At 69.5% G+C, this 15,522-nt stretch carries 14 protein-coding genes; 9 read left to right on the top strand and 5 right to left on the bottom strand.

The window, feature by feature from the left end; genetic code table 11:
- Positions 1 to 50: 50 nt before the first annotated feature.
- From iolB to WA967_RS00625, 5 genes are read left to right on the top strand one after another with little or no spacing between them, the layout of a single operon-like run.
- Positions 51 to 968: a 5-deoxy-glucuronate isomerase gene (iolB, locus tag WA967_RS00645; RefSeq protein ID WP_424418974.1), complete on the top strand. Its 918-nt coding sequence runs from the start codon at positions 51 to 53 to the stop codon at positions 966 to 968.
- Positions 968 to 2,902 carry a 3D-(3,5/4)-trihydroxycyclohexane-1,2-dione acylhydrolase (decyclizing) gene (gene iolD, locus WA967_RS00640; RefSeq protein ID WP_424418972.1) on the top strand — a complete coding sequence of 645 codons (1,935 nt, stop codon included), beginning with the start codon at positions 968 to 970 and terminating at the stop codon, positions 2,900 to 2,902. The genes iolB and iolD overlap by 1 nt, the downstream gene beginning before the upstream one ends.
- Complete coding sequence (locus WA967_RS00635) at positions 2,899 to 3,816, top strand: sugar phosphate isomerase/epimerase family protein (protein WP_424418971.1); 918 nt, start codon at positions 2,899 to 2,901, stop codon at positions 3,814 to 3,816. The genes iolD and WA967_RS00635 overlap by 4 nt, the downstream gene beginning before the upstream one ends.
- A 41-nt stretch (positions 3,817 to 3,857) precedes the next feature.
- Positions 3,858 to 4,868 carry an inositol 2-dehydrogenase gene (gene iolG, locus WA967_RS00630; RefSeq protein WP_424418970.1) on the top strand — a complete coding sequence of 337 codons (1,011 nt, stop codon included), beginning with the start codon at positions 3,858 to 3,860 and terminating at the stop codon, positions 4,866 to 4,868.
- Positions 4,868 to 5,644: a TIM barrel protein gene (locus tag WA967_RS00625; protein WP_424418969.1), complete on the top strand. Its 777-nt coding sequence runs from the start codon at positions 4,868 to 4,870 to the stop codon at positions 5,642 to 5,644. Before iolG ends, WA967_RS00625 begins: the two co-directional genes overlap by 1 nt.
- A 21-nt stretch (positions 5,645 to 5,665) precedes the next feature.
- Here WA967_RS00625 and WA967_RS00620 read toward each other — a convergent pair whose 3' ends face one another.
- A complete protein-coding gene (locus WA967_RS00620) occupies positions 5,666 to 6,841 on the bottom strand; it encodes a Gfo/Idh/MocA family protein (protein WP_424418967.1) in 1,176 nt (391 codons plus the stop codon).
- A 141-nt stretch (positions 6,842 to 6,982) separates the two neighbouring features.
- Between WA967_RS00620 and WA967_RS00615 the strand changes: the two genes are divergently transcribed.
- The 3 genes from WA967_RS00615 to WA967_RS00605 are packed head-to-tail and all read left to right on the top strand — an operon-like array spanning position 6,983 to position 9,865.
- Positions 6,983 to 7,969: a sugar ABC transporter substrate-binding protein gene (locus WA967_RS00615; RefSeq protein WP_424418966.1), complete on the top strand. Its 987-nt coding sequence runs from the start codon at positions 6,983 to 6,985 to the stop codon at positions 7,967 to 7,969.
- A 55-nt stretch (positions 7,970 to 8,024) separates the two neighbouring features.
- Positions 8,025 to 9,068: an ABC transporter permease gene (locus WA967_RS00610; protein ID WP_424418965.1), complete on the top strand. Its 1,044-nt coding sequence runs from the start codon at positions 8,025 to 8,027 to the stop codon at positions 9,066 to 9,068.
- Positions 9,065 to 9,865 carry an ATP-binding cassette domain-containing protein gene (locus WA967_RS00605; RefSeq protein WP_424418963.1) on the top strand — a complete coding sequence of 267 codons (801 nt, stop codon included), beginning with the start codon at positions 9,065 to 9,067 and terminating at the stop codon, positions 9,863 to 9,865. Before WA967_RS00610 ends, WA967_RS00605 begins: the two co-directional genes overlap by 4 nt.
- A 58-nt stretch (positions 9,866 to 9,923) precedes the next feature.
- Here the strand turns inward: WA967_RS00605 and WA967_RS00600 are convergent, their stop codons facing one another.
- Genes WA967_RS00600 through WA967_RS00590 form a run of 3 tightly spaced genes read right to left on the bottom strand, consistent with a single transcriptional unit; the run spans position 9,924 to position 13,138 of the window.
- Positions 9,924 to 10,400, bottom strand: coding sequence for a GbsR/MarR family transcriptional regulator (locus WA967_RS00600; RefSeq protein ID WP_424418961.1), 477 nt, complete (start codon positions 10,398 to 10,400; stop codon positions 9,924 to 9,926).
- 24 nt (positions 10,401 to 10,424) lie between these two features.
- The gene (locus tag WA967_RS00595) at positions 10,425 to 12,032 is read right to left on the bottom strand and encodes an ABC transporter permease (protein WP_424418959.1); all 1,608 of its coding nucleotides are present in this window, start codon (positions 12,030 to 12,032) and stop codon (positions 10,425 to 10,427) included.
- Between the two features lie 2 nt (positions 12,033 to 12,034).
- Positions 12,035 to 13,138 carry an ATP-binding cassette domain-containing protein gene (locus WA967_RS00590; protein WP_424418957.1) on the bottom strand — a complete coding sequence of 368 codons (1,104 nt, stop codon included), beginning with the start codon at positions 13,136 to 13,138 and terminating at the stop codon, positions 12,035 to 12,037.
- A gap of 186 nt (positions 13,139 to 13,324) precedes the next feature.
- Between WA967_RS00590 and WA967_RS00585 the strand changes: the two genes are divergently transcribed.
- A complete protein-coding gene (locus tag WA967_RS00585; RefSeq protein WP_424418955.1) occupies positions 13,325 to 13,870 on the top strand; it encodes a hypothetical protein in 546 nt (181 codons plus the stop codon).
- On the opposite strand, the gene WA967_RS00580 is transcribed toward WA967_RS00585, so the two are convergent.
- The gene (locus WA967_RS00580) at positions 13,867 to 15,468 is read right to left on the bottom strand and encodes a molybdopterin-dependent oxidoreductase (RefSeq protein ID WP_424418953.1); all 1,602 of its coding nucleotides are present in this window, start codon (positions 15,466 to 15,468) and stop codon (positions 13,867 to 13,869) included. The two genes, WA967_RS00585 and WA967_RS00580, sit on opposite strands and share 4 nt — an antisense overlap.
- Positions 15,469 to 15,522 lie beyond the last annotated feature (54 nt).

The raw sequence follows: 15,522 nt of genomic DNA, 5'->3' as shown, positions 1-15,522 counted from the left end.
CGGCACGCGCCCGTGGCGGCGCAGCCCGGCATCCACGAGAGAGGATCGACATGAGCACGGCAGGTCGCAGCTGGTTCCACCGTCGAGGCGCGCTCGCCGTGCCCGGCTGGGATGTCGTCGTCGATTCGGATTCGGCGGGCTTCGCATACGCGGGGCTTCGCGTCACCGCTCTTGCGGAGGGGCAGACGGCGACGCTCGCCGTCGATGACGTCGAGCGCCTCATCGTGCCGCTGACCGGCTCGTTCGAGGTGACGCACGAGGACGGCGCGGGGGAGCGGATGACGCGGATGCGCGGCCGGAGCTCGGTGTTCGACGGACCCACCGACGTGCTGTATCTGCCGACCCGCACCGCCGCGACGATTCGGGGCACCGGGCGCGTCGCGGTCGCAGAGGCGCCGACCGGCGAGCGGCGGGACTGGCAGTACATTCCCGCCGCTCGCACTCCGGTCGAGCTGCGCGGCGGAGGATCCTCCACCCGGCAGGTGCACAACTTCGGCACGCCGCAGGCACTGGACGCCGTCAAGCTGATCGTGTGCGAGGTCATCACGCCCGCAGGCAACTGGTCCTCGTACCCGCCGCACAAGCACGATGAGACCGTGCCGGGGCACGAGTCGCAGCTCGAGGAGATCTACTACTTCGAGAGTTCGCCCGTGCGGGGCGCAGAGGGCGTTTCCGACGCAGCGGCGTTCGGACTGTTCAGCACCCACTCATCCCCGGCGGGCGAGATCGAGATCGACAAGACGGTGCGCACCGGCGATGTCGCGCTGGTGCCGTACGGATACCACGGACCTGCCGTGGCCGCGCCCGGATACGACCTCTACTACCTCAATGTCATGGCCGGGCCTGCCGCCGAGCGCGAGTGGCTGATCAGTGACGAGCCGGCTCACGCCTGGGTGCGGTCCACCTGGCAGGAGCAGGGCGCAGACCCGAGACTTCCCTACATGGTGAGCGAGAAAGGAGACGGCTGATGCCCTCGACGAGGAGAATGACGGTCGGACAGGCGCTGGTGGAGTTCCTCGCCCGGCAATGGACGGTCGACGGCGACACGCGGGAACGGACCATACCCGGAGTGCTGGGCATCTTCGGCCACGGCAACGTCGCGGGACTCGGTCAGGCGCTTGCTCAGCTCAACGTCGAGCAGCCCGAGCTGATGCCGTATCACCAGGCCCGCAATGAGCAGGCGATGGTTCACCAGTCGGTGGGCTTCGCGCGCATGCACCGCCGACGCGCGACCTTCGCTTCAACGGCATCCGTCGGGCCGGGAGCCGCGAACATGCTCACCGGCGCCGCGCTGGCGACGACGAACAGGATGCCTGCCCTGCTGCTGCCCAGCGACACCTTCGCCACGCGAGTGGCCGACCCGGTGCTGCAGCAGCTCGAGCAGCCGTGGGACACCGGAATGACCGTGAATGACGCCTTCCGGCCGCTGTCGCGGTTCTTCGATCGGGTGCAGCGCCCCGAGCAGCTGTACTCGATCGCCCTCTCCGCGATGCGCGTGCTCACCGATCCAGCCGACACGGGTGCGGTCACGATCGCGCTCCCCGAGGATGTGCAGGCCGAGGCCGTGGACGTGCCGCTGGAGTTCCTGGCGGAGCGGGAATGGCACGTGCGGCGCCCTCTGCCGGAGCGGGCTGCACTCTCGAGGGCCATCGAGGCGATCCGAGGGGCTCGCCGCCCCCTGGTCATCGCCGGCGGCGGCGTGATCTACTCGGGTGCCGAGGAGCGACTGCGCGTCTTCGCCGAGGCCACCGGCATCGCGGTCGCCACGACGCAGGCAGGCGGCGGTGCGCTCACCTGGGACCACCCGCAGTATCTCGGCGGGGTCGGTGCCACGGGCTCCACGGCCGCGAACCGCTTCGCCGCCGATGCGGACGTGGTGATCGGCATCGGCACCAGGTACAGCGACTTCACCACCGGATCCCGCACGGTGTTCCAGAACCCGCAGGTGCGGTTCGTCAACATCAACGTGGCACCCTTCGACGCGTACAAGCACGGCTCCGCGCTGCCGGTGATCGCCGACGCGCGCGAGGCGCTGGCCGCGCTCGCCGAGGGGCTTCGGGGTCACGGGACATCCGCCGAGTACCGGGAGCGCACCGCACGCGAGAAGAAGGCTTGGGATGCCGCCGTCGATGGGGCCTTCTCCCCATCGGGACGCGCCCTTCCCGGACAGCCGGAGATCATCGGCGCGGTCCATGCGGCCAGTGCGCCGAGGGACGTCATCGTCCAAGCGGCCGGCTCCCTGCCCGGCGACCTGCACAAGCTCTGGCGAGTGCGCGACCCGCTCGGCTATCACGTGGAGTACGCCTTCTCCTGCATGGGCTACGAGATCGCCGGTGGTCTCGGAGCCAAGCGCGGGCTGATCGCCGACGGCGACGACCGCGACGTGATCGTCATGGTGGGCGACGGCTCGTACCTCATGCTGAACACCGAGCTGGTCACGGCCGTCGCCGAGGGCATCAAGCTCATCGTCGTGCTCGTCGAGAATCATGGGTACGCGTCGATCGGGCACCTGTCCGAGACTGTCGGGTCGCAGCGATTCGGCACCCAGTACCGTGCCTACGACGCCGAGCGTCGCAACTTCCAGGGCGAGGAGCTGCTGCCCGTGAACCTCGCGGCGAACGCGCGAAGCTATGGGATCCACGTGGTCGAGATCGCGCCGGAGGCCGGAGCCGTCGATCGCCTGCGCGACGCGGTGGCTGCGGCGAAGGCGTCCGCCGAGTCGACCCTCATCCACATCAACAGCGACCCGCTGATCTATGCGCCCGATGGCGAGGGATGGTGGGACGTGCCGGTCGCTGAGGTCTCGACGCTGCCGAGCACTCAGCGGGCGAGAGCGGAGTATGAGACCCTCATCGGCGCTCAGCGGAGCCTGCTCGGCGAGAACACGGAGAACCGCGCATGAGGGCCACGGTCGCGGGGGCGCCCGTCAGCTTCGGAGTGTTCGAGCTCACGCCCCAGGGTGCGCAGACGGTCACGGCGGACGACCTCGGCGAGGCGCTGCAGCGGGCGCAGTACCGGGGCATCGATCTCGGACCGGTCGGGTTCCTGGGCACGGGTTCCGGACTGCGGAATCGTCTGCGGAGGTTCGACCTCGAGCTCGCGGGCGGATGGATCCAGCTCCCCTTCTCCGACGACGCCGCCTTCGCCGCCTCCCTTCCCGGACTTCGCGAGACTCTGCGGATCTTCTCGGATGCTGCCGAGCTGGGCCCCGATCGCCTGCCGCTCCCCACGCTCGCCGATGCCGGATCCCCCGCGAGGGTGTCGCATCCTGGTCGAGGTGAGGAGGTGGACCCGGTCGCCGCGGATGCCGTTCGACGGCTCCATGAGAACGTGCAGCGCGCGGCGGGCATCGTCCGGGAAGCGGGGTTCGAGCCGACGTTCCATCACCACGCGGGAACGCTCGTGGAATCGCCCGCCGAGGTGGATGCCTTCCTGGCGGGCACGGATGTGGGGCTGACGCTGGACACCGGGCACCTGCTGATCGCGGGCGGCGATCCCGTCGGGGCGGTGCGGCGCTGGGGGCCGCGCATCAACCACCTGCATCTCAAGGACGTCGATGCTGCCGCGCTCGCACGCGTGCTGGCCGGTGGCGGCGGAATGCCGGAGGTCTGGTCCTCGGGCTGCTTCGTCGCCCTCGGGCGGGGCGACATCGACCTCGCCGGAGTCATGGCGGCCGTCGACGCCGAGAACTACGACGGCTGGATCGTCGTGGAGCAGGATGTCCTGAATCCTCCGGACATCGCGATCGACGCGTTCCTCGCGCAGCGCGTCGCGGATCAGATCATCAACCGGGCCTCCCTGCGCACCTGGGCGTAGTGGTCGGCAATTCGCAGCTCTCAGAGCAGACAGGAGAAGTCGTGACTGGTTCACCCTTGCGTTTCGGGCTGATCGGCTCCGGCCGGATCGGCCAGGTCCACGCCGCAGGAATCGCGGCCGACGCGGATGCCGTGCTGGCATGGGTCGCCGATCCGTTCGTCGACGGCGCCCACCGGCTCGTCGATCAGTACGGCGGACAGGCCACGGATGACGTGGAGGATCTCTTCGTGCCCGGCCGGGTGGATGCGGTGCTCATCGCCTCACCGACGCCGACGCACGTCGGTCTCATCGCACGCAGCATCGAGCGGGGACTGCCGGTGCTGTGCGAGAAGCCGATCGACCTCGACATCGCCCGGGTGGATGCCCTCCGCTCTCGCGTGCGCGCCGCAGGCGTGCCGGTGGCATTGGGCTTCAACCGCCGTTTCGACCCGGGCTTCGCGCAGGCGCGTGAACGCGTCGGTGCCGGTGAGATCGGCCGGCTGGAGCAGCTCACGATCATCAGCCGCGACCCGGCCGCGCCTCCTGCCTCCTACGTCGCCGTGTCGGGCGGGATCTTCCGTGACATGACCATCCACGACTTCGACATGGCGCGCTTCTTCCTTCCCGATGTCGTGGAGGTGCAGGCCGTCGGCACCTGCACGTTCGACCCCGGTGCTCGCGAGCACGGCGACTTCGACACTGCGGTCACGGTGCTGCGCTCCTCCACAGGCGCAGTCGCCACCATCGTGAACTCCCGGCACAGCGCGGTCGGCTACGACCAGCGCATCGAGGTCTTCGGCAGCGAGGGGACGCTGGAGGTCGCCAATCAGGGGACCAGCCTCGTCAGCGTCTCCCACGCGGGCGGGGTGGAGACCCGTCGACCCTACGAGCCGTCGATGGCCGTGCGCTACGCCGCGTCCTACCGCGCCGAACTGCACGAATTCATCCGTCTGGCCAGGGGCGAGGCATCGACCAGCCCGACCTTCGAGGATGGCCGTGCGGCCCTGCTGCTCGCCGATGCGGCGCAGCGCTCCGCGCATGAGCGAGTCGTCGTTCCTGTCGACCTGACCTGATGATGTTCCGTCTGGCGGCGTGCGCCGAGATGATCTACCTCGACCTTCCTTTCGTCGAACGGGTCGAGCGCATCCACGATCAGGGCTTCGAGGTGGAGCTCTGGGATTGGAGCGCGAAGGACCTCGGTCGCCTGGCAGCGACCGGGGCGGTCTTCTCGTCGATGACGGGCTATCTGCACGGCGATCTGATCACGCCGGAGGGGTCGGCGCAGCTGCTGGCCACGGCGGAGGATTCGCTGCGCGCCGCAGAGATCATCGACGCTCAGCGACTGAACCTGCACGGCACGGGGCTGAATCCGCAGGGGCTGCCCGTGGTGCCACGGGATCGGGTGAGCGCCGAGGACTGGCGTGCGGCGGAGGACACCCTCGCGCGCATCGCGGCGCTCGGGGAGCGTGCCGGGCGGGTGTTCACGCTCGAGAACCTCAATACCCTGGTCGACCACCCCGGTACGCCGTTCGCTCGGGCAGCGGATGCTCTGGCTCTGGTGCGCGCGGTGGATTCGCCGGCCTTGCGGACGAATCTCGACCTGTACCATGCGCAGATCGGCGAGGGGAACCTCATCGAACTGGTGCGCGCCAGCCTGCCCTGGGTGGGCGAGATCCAGGTGGCCGACGTCCCCGGGCGCACGGAGCCGGGAACGGGCGAGATCCGCTACGAGGCGATCGCCGCCGCCCTGCGCGAGCTCGGCTACCGCGGGGTGGTGGCCCTGGAGGCGTGGGCCCATCATGACTCGGATGCGGCACTGGCGGCGTTCCGGTCGGCCTTCGCGGAGTGATGGGCCGACCGGAGCCCGGCCTCAGGAGTCGAACGTGGTGCGCCCGGACACCGAGACGACGTCGGCCCACGCGCGAGTCTGCGCGCTGCGGACAGCGGCGTCGACGACCTCGGCGGCAGCCCAGGCATCCGCGGTGGACGGCGCCAGCTGCCGCTGCTGGGCGACGGAGCGCAGGAACAGCGCGGCCTCGATGACCTTGAGATCGTCGAAGCCCATGCTCGTGCCCGCTCCCGGCTGGAAGCGGGAGAAGTCGCCGAATCCCGGCCGGGCCATGACGGTGCGGTAGCCGGAGGTGTCATCGGCGATCTGCAGCTCGTTGAGCCGCTGGAAGTCCCAGCGCAGCGACCCGGCGGTACCGTATACCTCCAGGCGGTACTCCGCGTGCGGGCCGATCGCGACGCGACTCGTCTCGAGGGTGCCGACGGCGCCGCCGTCGAAGCGCAGCAGTGCGGCGGCGTAGTCCTCGTTCTCGACCTCGCCGGTGGGATCGTCGTCGCCGCCGCGGCTGAAATGGCTGGCAGCTCCCGCGGTGGGCAGCGGGCGCCGTGTGATGAACGTCTCGGTGAGTGCGCTCACCGACGCGATGCGGCCGACGACGAACTGTGCGAGGTCAGCGCCGTGCGAGGCGAGGTCCCCCAGCACGCCGGTGCCGGACTGCTCCTGCCGGAACCGCCAGGTGAGGGCGCCCAGCGGATCAGCCGAGTAGTCGGCCAGCAGCGCCACCCGCACGTTCGTGATCGTGCCGAGAGCACCCTGACGCACGAGTTCTCGCGCGTGAGCGATGGCGGGTGCGTGCCGGTAGTTGAATCCGACGGCGGTGATCAGGCCGGCCGTCTCCGCGGCTCGCGCGACGTCGCGGGACTCCGCAGATCCCCGGCCCACGGGCTTCTCGATCCAGAACGGCTTGCCTGCCTCGATCGCGGCCAGCGCGATTTCCCGGTGCAGGAAGTTGGGGGCGCAGATCGAGACCACGTCCACATCGGGATGAGCGAGAACGTCGCGGTAGTCCGCGGTGGTCTCCGCGTAGCCCAGTGCGTCTTCGGCATGGGCGCGGCCGCCGGCGTCGGGGTCCGCCGCGATGACGAGGCGGGCTCGGGGCACGTCGTCGTAGTGCCGTCTCACCGCCCGGTAGGCGTGTGAGTGCAGGCGACCCATCCATCCCACCGAGATCAATCCGGCACCGAGTTCTTCGGTCATGGTCTGCTCCTTCGAAGGCTTGACATTGGAATGACAGAATGTATTGACAAAGCTAGATGATGATGCAACTCTAGACCACGACACAGTCGTCGGACAGAGGGATCGTCGGTGGCGGCAAGGTCTTCACCGAAAGGGGCAATCATGAAGAAGCGATTTCTCGCAGGCGCCGGCCTGGCGGTCGCGGCAGCATTGCTGCTGACTGCCTGTTCAGGAACCGGACAGGACAGCGGCACGAGCACCACCGATGGCGGCTCCACCACCGCATCCAAGCATCTGACCTACGCGGTCGTCACCCACTCCGGACCCGGCGACGCATTCTGGGACCGGGTCAAGTCGGGCGCCGAGCAGGCCGGAAAGGACTACGGCGCCGAGGTGACGTACAACGCCGATCCCGACCCGGCCAAGCAGTCACAGCTGATCGACAACGCGGTGGCGCAGAAGGTGGACGGCATCGTCGTGTCCATGGCCAACCCGGATGGCGTCCGCGCCAGCGTCGAGAAGGCCGTCACCGCGGGCATCCCCGTGGTCACGATCAACTCGGGCATGGAGCAGTCGAAGGCGTTCGGTGCGATCACGCACATCGGCCAGAGCGAGTCCATCGCCGGTGCCGCGGCCGGGGAGCGGCTCAGCAAGGAGGGCGCGAGCAAGGCCCTCTGCGTGATCCAGGAGGCCGGTAACGTCGGTCTGGAAGAGCGCTGCGCCGCCGCGGCGAAGTCGTTCGCCGGCCAGATGGACAACCTCCAGGTCGATGGCACCAACGATTCCGAGGTCAAGGCGACGATCAAGTCGAAGCTGCAGGCGGACCCGTCGATCAACGGCGTCCTCACCCTCGGCGGCCAGTACGCGATCGACGCGGTCGGCGCCGTCGCCGAGTCGGGCAGCTCGGCCAAGGTCGCCACCTTCGACCTCTCGGAGGACGTCGTCAGTCAGATCGAGGCAGGCAAGATCCTGTTCGCGATCGACCAGCAGCCGTACGTACAGGGGTTCCTCGGAGTCACGGCGCTGTATCTGAAGAGCATCAACGGCAATGACATCGGCGGCGGCCAGCCGATCTACTCGGGTCCGGCATTCGTCACGGCCGAGAATGCCAAGCAGGTCGCGGAGTTCGCCAAGAAGGGCACCCGCTGATATCGCTCAGGGGCCGGGCACGCAGTGCCCGGCCCCGTTCAGAAAGGAGCATTCGATGACCACGACAGACATTGTCACGCTCGCCACGCGGCCCCGGCTCGAGCGGCGACCGATCCGGGCACTTCTCGCCAGGCCTGAAGTCGGCGCGCTGGTCGCCGCACTGGCCGTGATGATCTTCTTCAGCCTGTACACGGAGACGTTCATGACCTTCAGCGGCGCGGGAGTCTGGCTGGAGTCCGCGTCCACGTTCGGCATCATGGCCGTCGCCGTGGCGCTGCTGATGATCGGCGGCGAGTTCGACCTGTCGGCGGGTGTGATGACCGGCTTCACCGCCCTCGTGGTCGGCGTGCTCACGACCCATTACGGGCTGAACATCTGGGTCGCCGTACTCGTCTCCCTGGCTCTCGCACTCGTGGTCGGCGCGATCAACGGCCTGCTGGTGATGAAGACGGGACTGCCGAGCTTCATCATCACCCTGGGCACGTTCTTCGTGATCGCCGGTTTGGACCTCGCGGTCACGAAGATGATCACCGGCCAGGTCGCCGTGCAGGGGATGACGAAAGTGCCGCACTACGACAGCGTGCAGCCGTTGTTCGGATCCTCCGTCCAGATCGGCGGAGGCACGTTCTACGTGTCCGTGCTGTGGTGGTTCCTCGTCACCGGCGCCGCCAGTTGGATCCTGTTGCGCACCCGACCCGGAAACTGGATCACAGCCGTGGGCGGTGCGCCGGACTCGTCCCGCCAGGTGGGCGTGCCCGTCGTGAAGACGAAGATCGGTCTTTTCATGGGGACGGCGGGCGCCGCCTGGCTGGTCGGGATGATCTCCCTGTTCCGCACGTCGACCGTGCAGGCCAACACCGGCGTGGGTCAGGAGTTCATCTACATCATCTGCGCGGTGGTCGGCGGCTGCCTGCTGACGGGCGGACTGGGGTCGGCGGTCGGCGCGGCATTGGGCGCCCTGATCTACGGCATGGTCTTCCAGGGCATCACCTTCGCTCAGTGGGATACCAACTGGCTGCGCACGTTCCTCGGAGCGATGCTGCTGCTGGCTGTCTTCCTGAACCACTGGGTCCGGACACGAGCAGGGGGTCGGAAATGACCGATATGGCGACCAACGCCGCCGTCGTCGAGGTGCGCGACGTCGGCAAGAGCTACGGACCGGTCAACGCACTGGCCGGGGTATCGATGTCGGTGTTCGAGGGTCAGGTCACCTGCGTTCTGGGGGACAACGGTGCGGGAAAGTCGACGTTCATCAAGATGCTCGCCGGCGCGCACACTCCCAGCGAGGGCGTGATGCTCCTGGACGGAGAGCCGGTGACGTTCTCCTCTCCGCGTGAGGCGCTGGATGCCGGGATCGCCACGGTGTACCAGGACCTCGCTGTGGTGCCTCTGATGCCGGTGTGGCGCAACTTCTTCCTGGGCTCGGAGATGACGAGGGGGTGGGGACCGTTCCGCAGGCTCGAGACCCGCAAGATGAAGCAGATCGCGCAGAGTGAACTCGCCAACATGGGCATCGATCTGCGTGACATCGATCAGGCGATAGGCACTCTCTCGGGTGGTGAGCGGCAGTGCGTCGCCATCGCCCGCGCAGTCTACTTCGGGGCGCGAATCCTGATCCTCGATGAGCCCACTGCCGCGCTGGGGGTGAAGCAGTCGGGTGTCGTGCTGAAGTACATCGCCCGTGCGCGCGACCGGGGACTGGGTGTCGTGTTCATCACGCACAACCCGCATCACGCCTATCCCGTCGGGGATCGTTTCCTGCTGCTGAACCGGGGAACGAGCATGGGGTACTTCGAGAAGAGCGAGATCACCATCTCCGAGCTGACGGCCCTGATGGCCGGTGGTGCGGAGCTGGATTCGCTCGCTCACGAACTCGAACGCGGGCCGGAGGACTGAGGGGGCATCGCAGCGGGGCCCTCGCAGAAGGGCCCCGCTGTCGTGTGGTCTTCTCGGCTCAGCTGCCGAGGCGCCGCTCAGCCCGCAGCGTCTCCCACTCGTCGATCAGCTGCGGCATCCGCAGCGACATGAAGCGGAAGAACTCCGCCATCTCCTCGGCGCGGACACGCGAGGCGGCATCCACGGTGTGGGCGGCGCCGATCTCGTCGATGTAGCCGGCCAGCCGGTCGTACACCGGGGAGTTGCTGGTCATCATCCCGTACCAGGCGTCGGAGATGATCTCGTAGTGGGCAAGGCGCTGGTCGGGGCGGGAGACCTTGCGGATCACGTGCAGCGTCTGCAGGTAGCGCACGGCGCCGGAGACGGCGGCGGCGCTGACCCCCAGTCGCTCGCCGATCTCGGATGCCGTGTAGCCGTCCGACGGCGCTGCGATGAGCGCCATCATCACCCGCGCCGGCATCCGGGGGAAGCCGACCGCGGTGATGGCTGCGGCCGCGCTCTCCGCGGCATCCACCCCCACGTGCTCGTCGCTCATGCGCTCATCCTTTCACCTGCACGGCTATCCGGCCGGGTGGAGCTCACGGCGGCGCATCAGCGCCAGGGATGCCGCGGCGCCGACGGCCACGATCAGCACCAGCCACCACGTGCCGCGCAGGTCGGTCGCGCTGCCGGTCACCATGGGCGTGACCGCGAACGGCGAGAATCGCGTGGTCCACTGCGGCAGTCCGAACAGGGGGCCGAACAGTCCGAAGACCGTCGCCAGCAGCACCAGAGTCCACGCGATGCCGATCGTGCCGCGGGGGACGAGCACGAACACCAGCGCGGTGAGCACCGTGAATACGCAGGCCGCCAGTCCCTGGCCGAGGCCGACGACCGTGACCACCTGGGCGAGCGAGTCGGCATTCCTGCTCCCGGCGATTCCGGCGAAGGCCGCCAGCATGGTCGCGGCCACGATGATCGCGATCGCGAACGTCGCCACCAGCAGGTAGTCGAGCAGCCATCGCACCCGCCCGACGGGCTGCGCGAGCACGATCTCGGCCGTGCCGTGCGCCTCCTCCTGTCGTGCCCGTGCGAGGATCTGCACCGCCGCGCAGGCGGCGAGGATGCCCATCATCGTGAAGAACACCGAGACGACGGTCTGCTCCAGGCTCCCGGCCTTGCCGATCTTGTCGAGGATCTGCTCCACGGCGGGGTTCTGTCCGGCGATCTGACCCGCCAGGCCCGAGAGCTTGGTCGCCAGCATCCCGGTCAGCACGCCGCCCACCGCCCAGCCGATGATCGCACCGTTCGTCAGCCGCCACACCAGCGCATGCGGGCTCGACAGCGCAGGTCGCGCGTGCACCCGACCGGGGCGCGCGGGGATGAACCCCTCGCCGATGTCGCGCACCGACTGCAGTGCCACGGACGCGACCGCGAGCACCAGGCCGAAGGCGAGGCCGAGCAGTGCGGGAACGGGGTTGTCCGTGTCGTACGGGCGAACCTGCGCGGCCCAGCCGAACGGCGAGAGCCAGACGAGTCCGGAGCTCGAGATCCGGGTGAGGTCGTTGCTCGGCGTGCCCGCGACGTCGCCGATCCCGTTGAGCAGGAACGTGCCGACCAGGATCCACACCGAGAGCGAGTTGGCTCCGCGGGAGGTGCGCATGAGCTGTGCGGCGATGAGGCCGATGCCGAGGAACGCGACGCCGGTGGCGGCCGAGGCGATGCCCGTCAGCCACGAGCCTGCCGGATCCAGCTTGGAGCCCATCAGCGCCAGCGCCACCAGCACGCCGAGGACGACGTTGGCCGCGACGCCGTGGATGACGGTTGCGATGGTCGGCAGGGCGCGACCGGCGGGGGTCGCCGCCAGCAGCTCGGTGCGGCCGGCCTCCTCGTCGCCCCGGGTGTGCCGCACGGCCAGGAAGATGCTCATGAGCGCCGCGAGCATGGTCAGCCAGGGCAGGATCTCGAACGACAGGAACTGCCCCTCGGATGCGCCGGACGGGAGCCCGCGGAACATCATGATCACGGGGTTCGCCATCACGGCGGCCAGCACCTCGATGCGGTCCTCGAGCGTCGCGTACGACTGCGTGACGCCCGCGAAGCCGGAGTACGCCATCAGCACCGTCGCGAGGATCCACAGCGTCAGCTGCAGCCAGTCACGGCGCAGGCGCTGCCGGAGAAGCGGCATGATCATCGCCTCGCCTCCTGATCCTTCCTGGACCGCCGCGTCTGGGTCGCTGAGCTCCCGCCCTGGGTCGCTGAGCTCCCGCCCTGGGTTGCTGAGCTCCCGCCTTGGGTCGCTGAGCCTGTCGAAGCGTCGCCCGCTCCGTGTTCCGGGGACTTGGCCTTATGGTTCGCTGAGCCTGTTGAAGCGTCGCCGTCGCCCTCCAGAGCCGCCAGGTCGTCGCCGTAGTGCCGCAGGAACAGCTCCTCCAGGGAGGGCGGCTCGATGCGCAGTCCGGTGACCGCGCGCTGCGCGAGCACGGGCAGCACGGCGGGGACGGCATCCGAATCGACGGTGAACCGCGCGCGGCCCTCTTCGACGACGCCGTCGTGCGCCTGCGGGATGCCGGCGAGGGCGTCGTCGTCGAGAGCCTGGAACGAGACCTCCGTGCGGGTCAGGTGCCGCAGCTCGGACAGGGTCCCGGACTCGACGATGCGGCCTGCGCGGATGATCGAGACCCGATCGCACAGCAGCTCGACCTCGGAGAGGATGTGGCTGGAGAGCAGCACAGTCGCGCCGCGCTCGTGCAGGCGCTGCACCTCGTCGCGGAAGACGACCTCCATCAGCGGGTCCAGGCCGCTGGTGGGCTCGTCGAGGATGTACAGCTCGGCGGGCACGGCGAACGCCGCGATGAGCGCGACCTTCTGCCGGTTGCCCTTCGAGTACGCGCGGCCCTTCTTGCGCGGGTCGAACTGGAACGCCGTCATCAGGCGCTCGCGTTCGGCGCGGTACGCGGCATCCTTCGTGCGCGCGCCGCGCAGGCGTGCGAGGAAGTCGATGGCCTCGCCGCCGGACAGGTTGGGCCACACGCTCACGTCACCCGGCACGTACGCCGTGCGCTGGTGTATCTGCACGGCGTCGCCCCAGGGCTCCAGCCCGAAGACGCTCGCCTCGCCGCCACTGCGGCGCGCGAGGCCCAGCAGGATGCGGATGGTGGTGGACTTGCCGGCGCCGTTCGGCCCGAGGAAGCCGTGCACCTGGCCGGCCTCCACCTCGAGATCCAGACCGTCGAGGGCGTGCACGCGACCATAGGTCTTGGTCAGACCGCGCGTGCTGATGATGGTGCTCATGAGAGGCGACGGTACACCCGTTTCATGAATTCGTGAAGAGCGTGTAACACGTGTTCGACGGGCCTTCAGCCGCAGCTTGCAGACTGCGTTGCAGAGCAGGGGTTTCATGCGAGAAGTGAAGTCTCGCCGGCCGAGGCGCGAATACGATTGAGACGTTGCTTGGTGGAGCACGGAGAGGATGGGGCGGTGGTGGCAGCGTTCAACCCCCGGCGGGAGAGCCCTGAAGCGGCGGACGGGGCGTTCAACCACCGCGAGCAGTCCGCCGCGGGCGGGCACTCTCGGGACGAGCCCGCCGATGAGGGCGGACGCCGGCCCCGCGACCTGGTGGACCGGCCCGACATGTTCGGGCTGTGGGGCAAGCCGATGCGGGCCGCAGCGGGAGTCGACCCCGCCGATGCCGCGTTCATCGCGGCCAACGCGCAGCACTGGGTGGCCAATGCCATCCGCGAGGAGATCGCCATGGAGCTCTCGAACCTGGCATCCGTGCTGCCGACTCTGGACCCGACCTCGCCGGAGATGACGTTCGACCGCATCGCGCAGGTGCGCCGCGGCGAGATCCCGATGACGCTCGCCGACCTGCTGGTGTGGTCGCGCCGATTCCCGGCCGTGCGCGACATCGTGACCGCGACGCTCGGCGACCGGCCGCACCCGAACTCGCGCATGTCCGCACCCTCCGATGGCGGCATGGGCCCGGTGATCACCACGAAGCGCGGCCGGACGGCCGGCGCCTAGGAGACTCGCACGCTGATCGTGTGCCAGCCGCTGGCGCCGTCCGGTGCCGGAGGCGCCACGGCATCCGTCTGCGTCGTCCCGTCGCCGCCGATCGCGCGGCAGCGGATGCTGTGCTGCCCGGCCCTCGCGGGCCAGGGCAGCCGCCACTGCACCCAGGTGTCGTCGGAGATGGCCGTCGCCAGCTCGGCGCGCTGCCAGTCGCCGTCGTCGACCTGCACCTCCACGCCCGCGATCCCGGTGGCGGGCTGCCAGGCGACCCCGGCGATCACGGAGTCGCCCGCGGGGACGTCGCGACCAGGGCGGGGGACGTCGATGCGGGACTGCAGCTTGATGGGCCCGCGCTCGGACCAGCCGCGGTCGGTCCAGTACGCCCGCGCGCGGTCGAACCGGGTGACCTCCAGCTCGGTCACCCACTTCGTCGCCGAGACGTAGCCGTACAGCCCCGGCACGACCATGCGCACCGGGAACCCGTGCTCCAGCGGCAGCGGAGCGCCGTTCATCCCCACCGCCAGCAGCGCCGCGCGCTCGTCGGTCAGCGCCTGAAGCGGCGTCCCCGCTGTGAAGCCGTCGACCGACGTGGAGAGCACCATGTCGGCATCCGCCTGCGGCACCGCCCGCTTCAGCAGCTCGCGGATCGGATACCCGAGCCACACCGCGTTGCCGACCAGGTCACCGCCCACCTCGTTCGACACGCACGACAGCGTCGCCGCGCTCTCCACCAGCGGCAGCGCCAGCAGTTCGTCCCAGGTGAGCGTCACCTCGTGGGCGACCAGGCCGTGGATGCGCAGCCGCCAGCTCGCAGGATCGACGGTGGGCACGACGAGCGCCGTGTCGATGCGGTAGAAGTCCGCGGCGGGCGTGATCAGCGGGGAGATGCCCGCCACGTCCAGAGAAGCGGATGCCGGGATTGCCGGCGCGGGCGTGGCGGGCTTCGGCAGGCGGATCGCCTCGCGCGCGGCCGTCACCGCGGTCGACCCCGCGCGGGCCAGCGTGCCCGCGATCGCGAGCGCCACCCCGACCGCGGCCGTGCCGACGGTCCAGGTCAGGAATCGGCGCCGGGTCGGCCCGTCCACGGCATCCGCTCGTCCTTCCGAGACCGGTAGGGATGCAGGCGGATCCGCACGTTCGGAGACGGACATGCGGGGGAATCGTCCTGCGGACGGGTACGGCGTCCGCACCAGGCCGAGCAGGGAGCGCAGCGCGATGGCGGCGATCACGCCGGCCAGCACCGATGGCAGCCAGGCCAGCAGTCCGGCATCCGATCGGGTGAGCGACAGGATGCCGACGATCAGCCCCAGCGCGGCGAACGCGACCACCCCGGCACGGCGCCACCGCGCCTCGGCGATGCCGGCCAGTGCCGCCACCACCAGCAGCACGATGCCGATCCCCACCAGCAGCGCGGTCTTGTCGGAGGTGCCGAACCAGGCGATGGCGGTGTCCTTCGCCCATGCCGGCGCCGCATCGACGAGGACACCACCCACGACGGCGAACGGGCTCGACGTCGGAGCCGCCAGCGCCGCGGCCAGCTCGCCTGCGCCCGCGCCCAGCAGCGCTGACGCGATCCCCGCCGCGCCCGCCCGCCTCGCGCGTACGCTCATGCCCTCAGGCTACGTCGCGGGCATAGCATCCACCCGTGAAAAACCACATCGCGC

The organism is Microbacterium sp., from assembly GCF_049650565.1.
Classification (GTDB): Bacteria; Actinomycetota; Actinomycetes; order Actinomycetales; family Microbacteriaceae; genus Microbacterium.
Note: the sequence above shows the minus strand (reverse complement) of the source record. Positions and strands in the feature narration are given on the sequence as shown.

Excerpts from the sequence above, each read along its gene's own strand:
- WA967_RS00590 (WP_424418957.1), bottom strand. The coding sequence starts at position 13,138 with ATGAGCACCATCATCAGCACGCGCGGTCTGACCAAGACCTATGGTCGC.
- iolB (WP_424418974.1), top strand. The coding sequence starts at position 51 with ATGAGCACGGCAGGTCGCAGCTGGTTCCACCGTCGAGGCGCGCTCGCC.
- WA967_RS00595 (WP_424418959.1), bottom strand. The coding sequence starts at position 12,032 with ATGCCGCTTCTCCGGCAGCGCCTGCGCCGTGACTGGCTGCAGCTGACG.
- WA967_RS00580 (WP_424418953.1), bottom strand. The coding sequence starts at position 15,468 with ATGAGCGTACGCGCGAGGCGGGCGGGCGCGGCGGGGATCGCGTCAGCG.
- WA967_RS00610 (WP_424418965.1), top strand. The coding sequence starts at position 8,025 with ATGACCACGACAGACATTGTCACGCTCGCCACGCGGCCCCGGCTCGAG.
- WA967_RS00625 (WP_424418969.1), top strand. The coding sequence starts at position 4,868 with ATGATGTTCCGTCTGGCGGCGTGCGCCGAGATGATCTACCTCGACCTT.
- WA967_RS00615 (WP_424418966.1), top strand. The coding sequence starts at position 6,983 with ATGAAGAAGCGATTTCTCGCAGGCGCCGGCCTGGCGGTCGCGGCAGCA.
- WA967_RS00635 (WP_424418971.1), top strand. The coding sequence starts at position 2,899 with ATGAGGGCCACGGTCGCGGGGGCGCCCGTCAGCTTCGGAGTGTTCGAG.
- iolD (WP_424418972.1), top strand. The coding sequence starts at position 968 with ATGCCCTCGACGAGGAGAATGACGGTCGGACAGGCGCTGGTGGAGTTC.
- WA967_RS00620 (WP_424418967.1), bottom strand. The coding sequence starts at position 6,841 with ATGACCGAAGAACTCGGTGCCGGATTGATCTCGGTGGGATGGATGGGT.
- WA967_RS00600 (WP_424418961.1), bottom strand. The coding sequence starts at position 10,400 with ATGAGCGACGAGCACGTGGGGGTGGATGCCGCGGAGAGCGCGGCCGCA.
- WA967_RS00605 (WP_424418963.1), top strand. The coding sequence starts at position 9,065 with ATGACCGATATGGCGACCAACGCCGCCGTCGTCGAGGTGCGCGACGTC.